10 protein-coding genes are annotated in these 14,271 nt (G+C 58.1%); 6 read left to right on the forward strand and 4 right to left on the reverse strand.

Going from position 1 to position 14,271, the window contains the following annotated elements; genetic code table 11:
* Positions 1-98 precede the first annotated feature (98 nt).
* The gene (locus G5287_RS09810; protein ID WP_216953322.1) at positions 99-854 is read left to right on the forward strand and encodes a substrate-binding periplasmic protein; all 756 of its coding nucleotides are present in this window, start codon (positions 99-101) and stop codon (positions 852-854) included.
* A gap of 127 nt (positions 855-981) precedes the next feature.
* Positions 982-1,737 (forward strand): substrate-binding periplasmic protein, encoded by a 756-nt coding sequence (locus tag G5287_RS09815; protein ID WP_216953321.1) that lies wholly within the window; start codon positions 982-984, stop codon positions 1,735-1,737.
* Positions 1,738-2,128: 391 nt separating this feature from the next.
* Here the strand turns inward: G5287_RS09815 and G5287_RS09820 are convergent, their stop codons facing one another.
* The 3 genes from G5287_RS09820 to G5287_RS09830 are packed head-to-tail and all read right to left on the reverse strand — an operon-like array spanning position 2,129 to position 7,240.
* Complete coding sequence (locus G5287_RS09820; protein WP_216978494.1) at positions 2,129-4,114, reverse strand: MtrB/PioB family decaheme-associated outer membrane protein; 1,986 nt, start codon at positions 4,112-4,114, stop codon at positions 2,129-2,131.
* Between the two features lie 11 nt (positions 4,115-4,125).
* A complete protein-coding gene (locus tag G5287_RS09825) occupies positions 4,126-5,100 on the reverse strand; it encodes a DmsE family decaheme c-type cytochrome (RefSeq protein WP_216978493.1) in 975 nt (324 codons plus the stop codon).
* A 55-nt stretch (positions 5,101-5,155) separates the two neighbouring features.
* Positions 5,156-7,240, reverse strand: a complete 2,085-nt coding sequence (locus G5287_RS09830) for an OmcA/MtrC family decaheme c-type cytochrome (protein ID WP_421171940.1) — start codon at positions 7,238-7,240, stop codon at positions 5,156-5,158.
* Positions 7,241-7,486: 246 nt separating this feature from the next.
* On the opposite strand from G5287_RS09830, the gene pdsA reads away from it, so the two are divergent.
* The 4 genes from pdsA to nrfD all read left to right on the forward strand — a co-directional run bounded on the left by pdsA (position 7,487) and on the right by nrfD (position 10,560).
* Positions 7,487-8,098: a periplasmic diheme shuttle PdsA gene (pdsA, locus tag G5287_RS09835; protein ID WP_216953317.1), complete on the forward strand. Its 612-nt coding sequence runs from the start codon at positions 7,487-7,489 to the stop codon at positions 8,096-8,098.
* Positions 8,099-8,251: 153 nt separating this feature from the next.
* The gene (gene nrfB / locus G5287_RS09840; protein ID WP_005346804.1) at positions 8,252-8,872 is read left to right on the forward strand and encodes a cytochrome c nitrite reductase pentaheme subunit; all 621 of its coding nucleotides are present in this window, start codon (positions 8,252-8,254) and stop codon (positions 8,870-8,872) included.
* Positions 8,869-9,537 carry an Nrf-like electron transfer protein NetC gene (gene netC / locus G5287_RS09845; protein ID WP_323912211.1) on the forward strand — a complete coding sequence of 223 codons (669 nt, stop codon included), beginning with the start codon at positions 8,869-8,871 and terminating at the stop codon, positions 9,535-9,537. The genes nrfB and netC overlap by 4 nt, the downstream gene beginning before the upstream one ends.
* 69 nt (positions 9,538-9,606) lie before the next feature.
* Entirely contained in the window at positions 9,607-10,560 is a 954-nt protein-coding gene (gene nrfD, locus G5287_RS09850; RefSeq protein ID WP_323912213.1) for a cytochrome c nitrite reductase subunit NrfD, read from the forward strand.
* 177 nt (positions 10,561-10,737) lie between these two features.
* Here the strand turns inward: nrfD and G5287_RS09855 are convergent, their stop codons facing one another.
* The gene (locus G5287_RS09855) at positions 10,738-14,160 is read right to left on the reverse strand and encodes an ImpA family metalloprotease (protein WP_421231220.1); all 3,423 of its coding nucleotides are present in this window, start codon (positions 14,158-14,160) and stop codon (positions 10,738-10,740) included.
* Between the last annotated feature and the right edge of the window lie 111 nt (positions 14,161-14,271).

Here is a 14,271-nt window from a genome sequence, read left to right on the forward strand (position 1 = left end):
TCCCTCAGTCGCACTATGGTTGCCCTCAAGGAGCTGGCTATTGCGAACTCGAGCCGTCACACTGTTTGGCATTGTCGATATAGTGAAGGATCTCTTCCATGCGGAAATGGCATCTCTCCCACATCCTACTCCTTCTGTGGGCCAGCTTTGCCCGTGCAGATCTGGACAAGCTCGAATACTGCACCGAAATCTCCCCGCCTTTTAACTTCAGTGACGCAGAGGGTCAGCCCACCGGCCTTGCCGTCGAACTGCTGCAGATGATCTGGCAATATAGTGACCTTTCCCCCCAACCAATACGCATTCTGCCGTGGGCCCGCGGCTACAAAGAACTAAGCAGCAAGCACAATGTGGTGCTGTTTGCCACCGCACGGACACCCGAACGGGAAGCGCTTTTCAAGTGGGCCTGCCCCATCGACAACTCGGACTTTGTGCTTCTTGGCCGCGCAGCTGACAAGCTGACCCTTGTCTCTGCCGAACAAATGAAACAATACAAGATTGCGGTGGTGCGCTCGACCGTATCGAGTCAGCTGTTGCAGGAGCGGGGTCTGGATGAAAGCAACCTTGTCGAGGCAAACCGTCTCAGCCAGGCGGCCAAAATGCTCGCCTCGGGCCGTACCCATCTCTTTGCTACCAACAAGCTGGTCGGCTATCAAACCCTCAAGGACCTCAACATGGATCTGAATGACTTCAATGTGGCCTTTGTGCTCGACAGCAAGCCACTCTGCTATGCCTTTAGCCGTCAGGTGCCAGACAGGGATATAAGCCGCTTTCAACAAGCTCTGGATCGTGCCCGGGCCTCCCCTCAATTTTCGCAACTGCAAGCCAAATACCTGCCACTGCGCCAGTCTCTCTGACCCTCGCAACACAGCACAACATGCCGGCGGCCTCCTGCACTTTTTGCCAAACTGCAAACCCGCCTTGGCGAAATCATCCGGCTTGGTCACAATTGAGCATAGGTATTCCCTTGAGCAGGATAGAGAAATGAAACCATGGATCGGGTTGGCCACACTGCTTGTTACCTCCTTTGCCAACGCCAGCCCCGAGCTGGCCAAGCTTCACTACATTACCGAAGAGTACAAACCCTACAACTACGCCGATGCAAGTGGCGCCCCCACCGGCCTCGCGGTCGAACTGCTGCAACTGGTATGGAAAAAGACCAATACCCCAGCGCAGCCCATCACCATCATGCCTTGGGCGCGCGGTTACTACCTGCTGACCCAAAAGCCCAATGCGGTACTCTTCTCCACCGCCCGCACCCAGGCGCGGGATCCTCTGTTCAAATGGGCCTGTCCCATTGGTTACGCCGAAATCGTGCTGGTAGGGTTGGCCGAGCGCAATATCACTATCACCAAGCTCGATGATGCCAAAGCATTCAATATCGGGGCGGTACGGGCTGATGTGGGAGAACAGTTGCTACTCAACAACGGCTTTGACGAGACCAAGCTGATGGCAGCCAATCGGCTGGCACAAGCGCTGAAGATGCTCACCTCAGGTCGGATCGATCTGGTCTCCACCAACAAAACCACCATGGAACAGCTGATCGTGGAGCAAAAACTCGACCCCGCCCGCTTCAAGGAGCAGTGGGTACTTAGCTCGGAGCAGTTCTGCTTCGCCTTCAGCCATCCGGTAAGCGACGAACTGGTCAAAGAGTTCCAGACCGGCTTGACCCAGGTGCTGGCGAGCAGTGAATACCCGCTGCTGCACAGCAAATACTTCCCTGCCCCCGCCGCCAAATAGCGGCGCAGCGAAAAGCGCCAACAACAAGGGGCCCGCTGCGGACCCCTTCGCTTTTTACCGTTTGCTCTCACCTGGCCACGTACCAGCACAGCAGCAGCCACCTTGTGAAGGGCGATAAGCTGTTCGATATCGAGCCCCACGACGGCGCCATTCACACCCGCCACTTGTCGCCCACCATCAACCGATCGGCCCGTTCGGCGCCACACAAGATCAGCGGCCTAACGTCGCAGTGCCGCCACGCAACCCAGCTGCTGGGAAGATCTGAAATATAGAAAATCAATTAGATAGCAACATGCCTCGCGGCATCCAGGCATCAATTGCTATCCGCATTCGGGTGTCTGTGCCGGGCATGAAAAAGGGGAGCCAGGCTCCCCTTGTGGCACTTGCGGCGTTAGAACTTGTAGAGCCAGGAGATAGCGGTGAAGTAACCGTTATAGTTCTGGTTAACATGACCCATGCTGTACTCCTCACCGGTGTAGAGGTAGTCCACATCGTGGTAGAACTCGTAGCGCATATCCCAGCGCAGTGACTGCTTCTCGTCGAGCTGATAGAGGGCATAGCCTTCCAGACGGTGTTGCTTGCTGGTCAGGTCGGGGTAGTCATAACCCTTGCTGGCATCTGTCTGGCCACGGCCATAGGAGAAGCTGTAATCCACCCCCAGTTCCAGCGCCAAATCAAACGCCTTCTTCTGGCTTAGACCCACTCCCAGAGTAGTGATTTGGTCACGAACCCGGGTCGAATAGGGATCCCAGTCCGGGGCACCGGTGTAAGCATGGTTCTGGCTTGAGGTGATCCACTGTACATTGCTGAAGAGATGGCCACTGAGATTCTCATCAAACTGCTGGTTAAGGGTCAGATCGATACCGTAATCCTCCCCTTCACTGAGTCCGATGTCAGGCTCCGGATAGTTTGCCCGTGCCCACCACCCTTCCAGCGAGGAGCTTAACTGCTCGCTGAAGGCATACTGCAGATCGCCACGCAGCTCGAACCTGTCACGATTGGCCAGATAGAACTGACGCAAGGTCGGGCTGACATTGGTATTGTTATTCTTCCACTCAGAGCCATCCCGGGTGCTCCAGGAGAGTTTCCCCCCCAGTTGCAGATCACCCACCGGGCGATAGCGACTCTTGAGGAACAATGTCTGCTCATCCGTCTTGCGACGATCCGCGTACTCCCGTTCATCGGCACGATACTGGTAACCCCCGGTTACCTTGACCGATCGACTCAGGCGGTAATCCGCTTCCAGATTGGCTTTACTGTGAGAACGATCCCCCGGCTGCCGTTGTTTGCCAATAACAACCTGCTTGTCCGAGTTGTCCTGCCGATCCCGGTATTCGCCCCCGGCCCGCAGAGTCAAATCCCGGCCAAAACGCCCCACCCATTTGGCATTGGTCTGGATGGTATCGATCTCACCGTGGAAATCGCTCTGGGTGATCGGCACCTGCCGGAAGGCGGCTAGATTGCCATCCGACGTTGTTCGGCTGCTGAGAATGCGACCGCTCAGACTCTGCCGGTTCCAGTTGTACTGGCCGGATAAACTGACCTGATGGAAGCTGTTGTCGGGTTCGTAAGCCCGCTCATTGGCATAGGGGTCGCTGGCCGAACCGAAATAGAATGCGGTCTCCTCGTTGCGATAGAGTGAGCCGTTGTAGGCCAGATCAACCAGCCAGCCTTCACCCAGGTAGCTGATGCCACTCTTGACCAGGGTGGTACTGCTGCCATCGACCAGCTTGGGTACAAAGCCCGGCATGCTGCCTATCCCCGGGATGCTGGACTGATAAGTGGCCAGCGTTGCCTCTTTTTTCTCATAAGAGAAATCGGCATAAGGGCGCCATGGGCTCTTGGGGGTATAGGCAAGCCCCATAGTCAGCTTCTTGCGGACCACCTCCTTGTCAAATTCGGCCAGCGCACCAGCCGCCATAGGCGCATCGTCAGAGCGATAGACACTCTTGCCATGGCTGTTCCAGTAAAAGGGGGTTTCGGAGTAGCCAATTTTGGCGCGCGCGCCATCATAGAACCCTTGCTCCAGTGACATGCTGAAACGGCGCATTCCAAGATCCCTGGCCTCGAGTGCGCCATAACGGGATCCCTCTCCCCGATACTGCAGGTCAGCGTTAAAGATCCCCTGCATGCCGGTATCGTTGGCGGCGGGCACCCAGTTGCGAAAACGGGTCGCGCCATCATCGTTGATGTAGCCTGTCCCCAGCCCCACCTCACCAAACCAGCCACTCTCGCTTTCACAGGATGCGCAGCGCCAGCGCGCGGTTTTGGCCTCCCTGGCCGATTGCAGAGAGTAATCCTCGACAGCCAGCGGCTCCTCGGTGGCATGGGCCGAGAAGATGGTCAGCAAGGAGAGCCAAAGTGTTGAATGTTTCATGACTTCTCTCCTCAACGTCGCAGGGACTGCCCATTCGGATGGTTGGTCCCGTGGATCTGGTTATGACAGTTCAGGCAACTGCCGCCGCGCACCTTGAGATCCCCCTCGGTGATGGACACGTTGGCATGGGGGGCGCTGTGACACTCCTGACACAACTGGGGCACGCGCTTGTTGAGCAGCGCCTGATTGATGGAACCGTGGGGGCTGTGGCATAGAGAGCAATCCTCGGTCACCGGTTCGTGCTCCCACAGGAAGGGGCCCCGCTTCTCGGCATGGCACTCGTAACAGCTCTCGTTGACGGTTGGCTGTTTCAGGCTGGCCTCATTTTGTGACTGATGCGGGTTGTGGCAGCTGGAGCAGGGCATTTCGCCATTCAGGATGGGATGACTGGTGCGCTTGTGCAGATCCGATTTCTCTGCGGCATGGCAGCTGGTGCAGGTCTCGACCTGTTTCTTGCTGTCCATCACCGGATCCTTGGCCTGGTGCAATGTGTGGCAGCTGGTACAGGAGAGATCCTCGACCGCATGAACACTGGCATGCCAGCCCATCCGGTTGGTATCGGTATGACAGGAGAGACAGACACTGTTCTGCTTCTCGACCGGCACAGGTGAATCGGGACCAAAGGTGATCATCGGCTCCCGTTTCTCTCCTTTGCGAGGATTGCGCGTGTGGTTGCCTGCCGGACCATGACAAGCTTCACACTGCCGGTCGGCCATGGGGCCATTCTGGTTGCCCAGATTGCCGTGCACACTGTGGAATATGCCGGTCGCGGGTTTGCGTGAATCTGAATCGTGGCACTTGAGGCAGGTATCAGCTCCCTTCGGGGAGTATTTTCCCTGGTCAAATTTCTTGTCCAGAGCCGATTCAATCTGGAGTCGCGGATCTGCATCGCCAGCGGGTTGCGCGGCATCGCTCTTGGCCCAGGCTGACAGGCAGCTCAGGGCCAGCATGCCAGCCAATAACCACTGCGTGATGGTCTTTTTCATCTTGTTTCCTTCAACGGCGAAGGGCCAGGGGTTACCCCCTGACCGCAGGATTTCATCAACGGAAGTCGTAGACCTTGTGAACCTTGTCGACACCCTGCTCCTGCCCGACGGCATGGCAAGAGGCACACTGTTCAACACCGGTTGCGGCTTCGATCGTCTCTGCACCAAAGACGGCGCCGTTATTCTTCATGTGGGTAGCCCACTCATCCCCTGCCACCGGGCTATCCGGCTTGACCAACCCCAGCGGTGATTTGAGGTGGCAGCTGGAGCAGACCACCAGCACCGGGCTGAAGTATTTGGGCTGTTTGTTGTCAGCCGTGGTGGCGACCAGAGAGGGGCGCGCGTTCTGCTGGTTGGGCAGGTTGTATTGCCCCTGGGTATGACAGGACTCGCAGTTGCTGATATCGCCCGGGAAGGTAGCACTTCCCCCATGTTTGGCGCCCAGCGCGTGGAAGGAGTGGACGTGATATTTCAGGTCCCCCGGCACCCCCGCATAGAACGAGGTACGGGTCGCGTTGTGGCAACTGGTGCACTGGCTCATATCCTTGGCCGCATGATTGCTCATGTGGACTGCCAGATCCTTGTGACAACTGTTGCAGGAAGCGAGATCCGCACCGGCCTTGAGCAGATAGCTGCTGTCGATGCCCCCTTCGGCACGGAAGTAGGCGTTGACCGGATTGATGGCGATCAGGGAGAGTGCGCTGGCAGTGCTGCTGCAAGGCAGCAGATCCCCTGCGGCAAACGCCCCGTTGCGATCGGCTTTACGCGCCACACAGACTCTCAGATCGGCGATGGTCGCGGCCAGGGTGCCGTTGACCTCGTTGCCTGTCTCTTTGCTGCACAGGAAGCGACCTGTGCCCTGGCTGACACACTTGCTGAACTCGATCTTGTTGCCAGTGGCGAAAGTCTGCGGGTTGGTGGTGGCCAGCTCGAATCCCTGGCCCTGATCCCAATTGACCAGAATGGCCGGATTGCCATCTTTGACATATTTCAGCACGTCATTAACGCTCTCGGCCGGCGTACCGTCGACGGTGACGGTCAGTTCGATCTCGATATTGGGAGCGGCATAGCGAACGTCATCGAACGTGAACTGCAGCTTGTCGCGTCCAATCGCCTCGTTGGCCATGTAACCCAGGTGGACCATGTAGGGGGACTTGCTGCTGGCCGGATCAGCGCCATGGCACTGGGTGCAGACTGCGCCACTGTTTATCTTGCCAGTGATGTGAGCATCAAAACCTGTGGAGCTGGTTGAATCGGCATGACAGGCACCACACGCTTTTTCCTGGGCATGTTGCCAGTTACCGGCATTGAGGGTGGCTGGCGTGGCGTCCTTGTGACAGGTATCGCAGTTGCGCGAGTCTTGCGGGAAGTGGCTGACCGTCTTGGTATCCGTACTATCCAGATTGCCATGGTACTTGTGCACTATGGTCGTCAGAGAGCGGCGGGTAGCAATGGCCGGATTGCTCTCGTTGTGACAGGTGACACAGAGTTTGGGGTCAGCGCGATCCGCGTGTTTGATCGCTTGCTTCATGTGACAACTGTTACAACTGCTCTGATCCACGATATCCCGGGTCAAAGCGGCGCGCGTCCCAGCCGGCACCCAGTCCAGCACATAGTTGGTGACGGGGACATTGTTACTGCCACCAAAAAAGATACCCACACGATGAGTCGCCGTTTCATCCCAACTAATCACGCCATTGTTGCTCTGTGAATCAGCAGGATAGGGATCCGGCACTGTGGTGGGGTTAATAGCAAAGGTGTAGCGATATTGCCCATTGCCCAGTGACTCCAGCTTGCCGCTGTTTTCACTGGTGGCTTTGCCGGAACGGTAGATAAAACTCTTCCAGATGGCCGGGTCTTCACGTGTGGCATCGCGGCCGGGGATCACCTTGTTGAGGGTGAATGAGGGGATCGTAGCGCCCAGGTCGTAACCCGAGCCCTGTTTGTCCGTCACGTTGAACTGTACCGAGAGCTGACCATCCGGGGTGAGAACCGGTGTCGACGCCGAGATAATCAGAGATCCAGGGGTTCCTGGAGGAGGGGTGGGTGGCTCACTCTTGTCACTGCCATCCCCCCCGCCACCACAGGCCGAGAGGGTGAGCACCATTGCAGCTGCCACCAGCGCTTTCCAGTATTTCATCTTGTTTATCCTTTTTTATCGGATTTTTTATTTCATGTATGAGCTGTCTCAGAAAAGTCCCAAAAACATGCAACATTGGAGCCTTTTGAGCCCCGCCTTGGTCAAAAACCATTCCCCCCCGAATTATAAGGTTTATGTGGCTCTCGACGTTGACAGAAGTCTCAAAAGCGGGACTAAGCCCACTTTTTCGAATAAAAAAACGGTATAAGCTGTCTTTTGCGATTTTTATGTCAAGAGGAGTGCAAAATGAAGCGAAGCATGAAATGGGAAGTGGTGGGGTTATCTCTGTTGATTGGTTCAATTGGGCCAGCCTTTGCCGGGGTCGACGAGATGGCCAAAACATGTAACGCATGTCACGGTAATCAGGGGATCAGCTCACATACAGATATTCCGACAATCGCCGGAATAGCAGAATCTAATCTTGCGGAGCAGATGCGAAGCTACCTAGATGGCCGCCCTGCTAAGACCGTTAATCATGTCACCGGTGACACCAGCAAACAGGGAAACATGACCGACATTGTTAAGGGTCTTAGCGACGATCAGATCGACGAATTGGCAGCTTACTATGCCGAACTGCCCTACCAGCCGATGAAGCAGCCGTTCGATGCCGCACTGGCCAAAGCAGGACAAAAACTGCATGAAGAGTCTGGTTGCAAGAAGTGTCACTCCGAAGGTGGCTCCGTTGCCGACGATGAAGCCTCCATCCTCTCCGGTCAGCCAAAAGGTTACATACTGATGGCCCTGCAAGAGTTCAAGGCCGGCAAGCGCAGCAATGACGAGAAGATGAATAACGCCATCATTGCCATGAGTGATGCCGATCTCCAGGCGTTGGCCGAGTACTACGCCAGCCAGCAATAACCAAAGCGGTCAGGTTTATCCATTGATCAAGCCCCCACTCTGTCGTGGGTGGGGGACTCTTGCCCGTTTCTGGCATTTTGGGAGGTATTTGTCGCTCTTTTTCTTGTCAGGGGGTGGATAACGCCGCTGAACCTCTTTGATCCGGAGTCCAGTATGAAAAAAATAATGCAGTGGGCCTTGCTTGCCACGATCTGTCTGGGTGCAAGCGAGTTTGCCCTCGCAGCGACCGCCGTCGAACCAGCGTCTGCTGCCGTCAGCACTGTGGCCGATAGCAGTGCCGCCGATGCACTGGCCGCACGCCAGGCCAAAGCCGCGAAGAAAGCCGCAGCCGAGAAAAAAGCGGCCGCCCGTTTCGCCAAGTGTGACAAGTGCCACGACGGAAACGAGGGGATGCATGGCAAGCATGCCAGCGTCACCAACCCCAATACCAATGAAGCGGTGACCTGTACCAACTGTCACGGCAACCCGTCAGCCCAGCACCGCAAACAGCGTGGCGGCATTGTCGACGTGATGCGCTTTGGCGACGATGCCTTCCCGCTCAGCCAGCAAAACGGCGTCTGCATGAGCTGCCATGAGCCCGATGATCTGCGCAAGGCGCTGTGGGCTCACGACGTGCATGCGACTCGCGTGACCTGCACCAGCTGCCATCAGTTGCACCCGGCCAAAGAGCCCATGGTCGGCATCCCCGAGAAGGCCCGCATCAAGCTGTGCGTCGACTGCCACAGCAAGCAGCATGAGGCCAGGCAGCAAGCCGCGGCCAAGGAGGGCGCATGAGCACGACCCGTCGCGAGTTTATGGTGGGGATGAGTGCCAGCGCCTTGATCCTGATGACGGGGTCGCCCCGCGCCCTGGCCAACAGCATGACCATCGGGGGGGTGCGCTACGGCATGATCCACGATGAGACAGCCTGCATCGGTTGTACCGCCTGCATGGATGCCTGCCGGGAAGTCAATCAGGTGCCACAAGGGGTAGCCCGCCTGCAGATCCTGCGCTCCGGCCCTGTGGGTGAATATCCGGATCAGGAGTACCGGTTTTTCCGCAAGTCCTGCCAGCACTGTGATAACGCCCCCTGTGTGCATGTCTGCCCGACGGGTGCATCCCATATCCGGGCCGAGGATGGCATCGTCGACATTAACCCCGATCTCTGTGTCGGCTGCCGCTACTGTCTGGCGGCCTGCCCTTATCAGGTACGCTTTATCAACCCGGTCACCCGCATTGCCGACAAGTGCGACTTTTGCCGCAAAACCAATCTGGCCAACGGCAAGCAACCCGCCTGTGTCGAAGCCTGCCCTACCAAGGCGCTGGTGTTCGGCAATCTGGATGATCCTCACAGCCCGATCGCCAGACGGCTGGTGCATGAAACCACCTATCGCTACAAACAGTTCCTCGGCACCTCGCCCAAGATGTATCGGGTACCAAAAGGGGAGATAAAATCATGAGTCCACATAACCCGCATCATGGCGGTATCCCTCTGCAGATGGTGAGTAGCGAAACGGGAGGTGTGTACCATGTGGCATAACGCATTTCACTTCGACTCACTGGTCTGGGATGGTCCCATCGCCATCTACCTCTTTCTGCTGGGGATCTCCGCCGGTTCAGTCACCCTCTCGGTGCTGTTGCGCCAGCGCGGGGCCGGCAGCGAGAACGGCATCATCAGGGCGACCGCCATTCTGGCCCCGCTCAGCGTGATACTGGGGCTGCTGATCCTCATCTTCCACCTGGCTCGTCCCTGGACCTTCTGGAAGCTGATGTTCCACTATCAGTTCGATTCCGTGATGTCGATGGGGGTCATGCTGTTTCAGGTCTATATGACGGTGTTGTTTGCCTGGCTGGCGGTGGTCTTCAGAGCCGAGATCGAGGGGTTGCGGCGACACCTGCTGGCGGACAGGTTCGCCTTCATCGATACCCTGATAGGCAAGGTGGCACAGCTTGAGCGACTGCTTACTCCCCTGTTGTTGTTGCTGGCCGTACTGCTGGGGGCCTATACCGGCTTCCTGCTCTCGGCGCTCAAGACCTACCCCATGCTCAACAACCCGATCCTGCCGGCGCTGTTTCTGGTATCCGGTATCAGCTCGGGGGTAGCCTCCACCATCTTGCTGGCGGTGACTCTGTTCAAGGAGAGCAGCCATAGCAAGGGGGTGAGCTTTGTGCACCGCTTCGAGCGTCCCATGGTGGCTATCGAGATCTTCTTGCTGGTCTGCTTCTTCACCGGCCTCTACTTCGGTGGCGGCCAGCGGGAGGCAGCGATGTGGGCGGCCATAGGCGGCGGCTTCTGGTCGCAGGTCTTCTGGTTTGGCGTGATTGGCATAGGCATCCTGCTTCCCCAACTGTTGGGGCTGTTCAGCTCGCCAGCTCGCCAGCACCAGCACTCCCACCTGGTGCTGGTCTGCAGCCTGAGCCTGGTGGGGATCTTGCTGCTGCGCTACTTCATCCTCTATGCCGGTCAGATGACGGTGCTGTAACATTGCTGCGTGGATGGGCCAGAGATGTGTTTAGTCCTTATACAGGCTTACACATTTTCGGCTCGTTCTTCTCCACGCAGACTCCCCAACCTTCTCGGCATCCACCATGGGGCCAAAGGCCGGATAAACAACAAGCGCCCAGCCGGGCGCTTGTTGTGGTTATCGTGATGACCGGATTCAGGGTGTTGGGCAGGCGCTTGGCGAGCCACTGTTGCGGGGCCAGAGGGTGGATCCGTCGCTTTCAGAGAGCGGCAGGAATGTGACGCCTTCGCTCATGTTGGCTGGGGGCAGGTCATCCTCCAGCACATACATCCCCATCGGCAGGCTGCCATAACGCTGGTTGGCCTGCACCTGAGCGACCGCGAGGCTTGAGTAACGCAGGCCGAGCAGATCGAAATGATTGCGCCAGTCCCAACCGGTGAGCCGACTGAGTGCAACCAGCATAAAGTCATTGCCCGGTATGTCGCGCACCCGTTTGCCGCCATAGACCGCATGCCCCGAGTAGGGGAACAGGCTAAAGCCGAGCCTATCCTTGCTGGCATTCCACTGCACTTCACTGTCGGCTGCCGCGCCGAAGATCCGTGAATGCTGATAGAGCAGGGTGAAGAGAGTGAAGCCATCGTTCAGCCGGGTGCCATCAGTCAGGATCATACCGTGGGCGCGCAATGCCATCTGGATATAAAACGCCATGCGATAGCCGTTGTGGACGGCGTAGGCATTGCTCTTCCAGGGGGCTTCGTAGCGACTCTCGCCGGTATCGAGCACCTTGCAGTTGGCCCCGAGCACGAGGCGGTTGCCACTCCTGTCCCTTACCTGCGCCGCATCAGACATGAACACATAGAAGAGATCCTTGTGATTCATGTGCCCATCCTTGATGGGCGCCGTGTTGCCATCCCTCAGATAATGGGCGCGCCACTTCACCACATAAGGGAAGATGTTGTTGGAGTTTTCCCCCGCCCGGCTCCCGTAGCCACTCCAGTTGTCGGCATCGCCTGCCGCAGCGTACTGCACGTTCAACCGGTTGGTCTGCAGGTTGTGGCCCAGCTCGTGATTGTCGAGCCAGCCGGTCGGGCTGATGCTGCCGGAAGAGTCCCACGGGTTGCCGCTGCAACCGCTGCCGCAATGGGCATTCTGGTCATAGTTGGCATGCTGGATGATGGTGCGGGTATGGAGCGATTCATCGAGACACCCCTCCCCCAACAGTGCCACGCAGGCGTTTTTAACATCCGCAGGCAGCGACTCATCGAGCCCCTTGCCCTGAATTTTCAGGCCCGCCAGGGTGTAGACACCATTGATGTGATCCCGGGCGATGCTGTCGAGCAGGGCATTGGTGTCGGGGATGACGCCACCAACCGCCTTGGTGAAGCGATCCCGGCGCAGATGCTGTTCGGCGCCATCGGCCCGCAGATCGATATGGGGCAGCTCGGTTTGTTCCAGCCGCTCGTTGAACTCTCGTATCTGCTGCTCATCACTGAAATCCATGATGGCCGGATGACGGGTGACGCCCGTGGCGCTCACCTGGACGGCCAGCGATGCAGCCGCCCCTTCCAGATAGAGGTAGATAGGGCCGCCATAGGGCGAGGTGAAGGTGACACTGCCCCCCTTGGCCAAGATCAGCCGCCCGGTGGCCAGCTCCAGCGGGGCTCGATAGATCTTCTGCTCATAGGCGCGATTGGTATTGGGCCTGTGGTAGTTGAGTCGGACGGTAGCGGACACATCGGCGTTATCGGTGCGTCTCAGGGTGATGGTTTGTCCCGGCAGGGCATACCAGCCGGTGGTGGTCCACTGCCCGCTGTAGGGAACCGCAATGCGCCGACTGTCGGTGAGCGTTGCGGGATAGGCGTAGTGAGCCGCTTGTCCCTTCACCACCTTGTTGCGATCGGTGACGTACTCCCCCAGATCGGGCTGGGCCGGGGTACGGGTGCGGGCATAGCTCACCAGCCAGTCGGCAAACATCGCCTGCTGCCAGGATTGATGCTCATCCCAGGCAATCGGGTAGTCGATGGCGGCACGGTATTTGTCGGCCAGCAGCAGGGTGGCGGGCAACAGTGTCACGCCGTCACGGGCAAAGGGACTGATCCCGGCCTTGTCGAGGGTGATGGCCCCATTTCTCAGCCAGTCGGCACCCAGCTTGAACTGCTGGTTGAAGCTCTCCGAGCCACCGCAATTGATAAAGTTGCCGCCGCAGCTATCGAGCCACTGGGTAGTGAAGTTGCGATCCAGAAGGTTGCCAAGCAGGGTATCGACCGCCATCAGCTGGGCGTCGGGTGCCATGATGGTGTTCACTGCCAGATCGCTGGCTCTGAGTTTTGACCAGTAGTTGCCCCAGGTAACCAGCCCCATATCGAGATAGAGGGGGCTTAGCAGCGGGCTGGCATCGCGCCGATAGTTGGAGAGCAGCAGCGGGATCCCGGCCGCTTTGGCCTTGGCAATCCCCTGTGCGATCCCCTGATACCCCAGCCCCTGGCGGTCGATATCGCTGATCACGATAAGCTCCGGCGCCATGGTATCGATGCAGTCACTCAACGCCTGATAATCGCAGGTATTGGCCGGGTTGATGCTGTGCTTGTCGGGATAGATCGCCTTGAGCCAGTCCCGCACGCCTTCGTTATGGGGAAAATACCAGCTATCGGTGCGGCTTGGCATCTGGGCGGTGAGGATGCGCAGGCCATCGCTATCCTTGCCCCGGGTCAGCCAGCCAATCAGCCCCTTGAGCAGCGCCTCGCTCTGCGCTGTGCGGTCAACGGAAAACAGGTTCGCCCCCATGGCTGCCTGACGGTAATCGGCTTGCTCGGAGACCATCACCAGCCCCCGGATCTCGCTCTCCCCCTTGCCATTGATGTTGGAGGGGAGCAGGGTCACCGTGCTCTCCGGTTGGAAGCTGGAAAAGGTGATGGAGTCGTGGCTCGGGTTCCAGCTGATCTGTGCCATTCCCTGATAGAGGCTGCGAACCAGCTCAGTGCGGTGCGTCTCACTGTCGGCAATCGCCGCACGGGCATGGGCGATCAGGGATTGCTCGCTGGCAAGGGTATGATCTTCCCGGGCAATCGCATTGGCGGCATCGCTGATAAAGCGAGCCGAGATCTGACAATCGGCGCGCATGGGTGCTGTGGTATAGGTGTTGCCCGTCAGTGTGCCCTCACACCCAGCGATCTGCGCCAGCACGAAGCCACTCTCGGGCTGCACGGTGAAACGGCCCTGTTCACCGGCGTTCAGACGCAGGGCGTCGGGGCTGAGTACGCCCCCCTGAGAAGCTTGGGTGGTGGCGTTGAAATAGACGGCGGCACTCTCCTGCGTGAAGCTGGCCGAGATCTGGCAATCGCTGCTCATGGGGCCAGTGGTATAGGTGAGGCCGTCCAGGGTGCCATCACATCCGCTTATCCCGGTCAGGAGGTAACCGCTGTCAGCCTGTACCGAGAAGCGCCCCTGTTCACCCGCCGCCAACCGCAGGCTGGTGGGGTTCAACTGTCCGCCCGCGCTGCTCTGGCTGGATGCCTCGAAATAGTTGGGGGTGACAGGGGTCTCTTCCTGTTCGCCATCACCGCCGCCACAGCCTGTGATCAACAGCGCCAGTAAGGGAGTGAGAACCGTCTTTTTCATTGTCTGATACGTTCCTTGTGTTACGACGGGTGGGAGGAGTCGGTAGTCTAATGAGCGGTTTCGTTTATTTCAACGCTGATTGAATGGTTAATTATCTTTATTTTCAGCATG

Origin of the sequence: Aeromonas sp. 603079, assembly GCF_049172135.1 — a bacterium.
Classification (GTDB): Bacteria; Pseudomonadota; Gammaproteobacteria; order Enterobacterales; family Aeromonadaceae; genus Aeromonas; species Aeromonas veronii.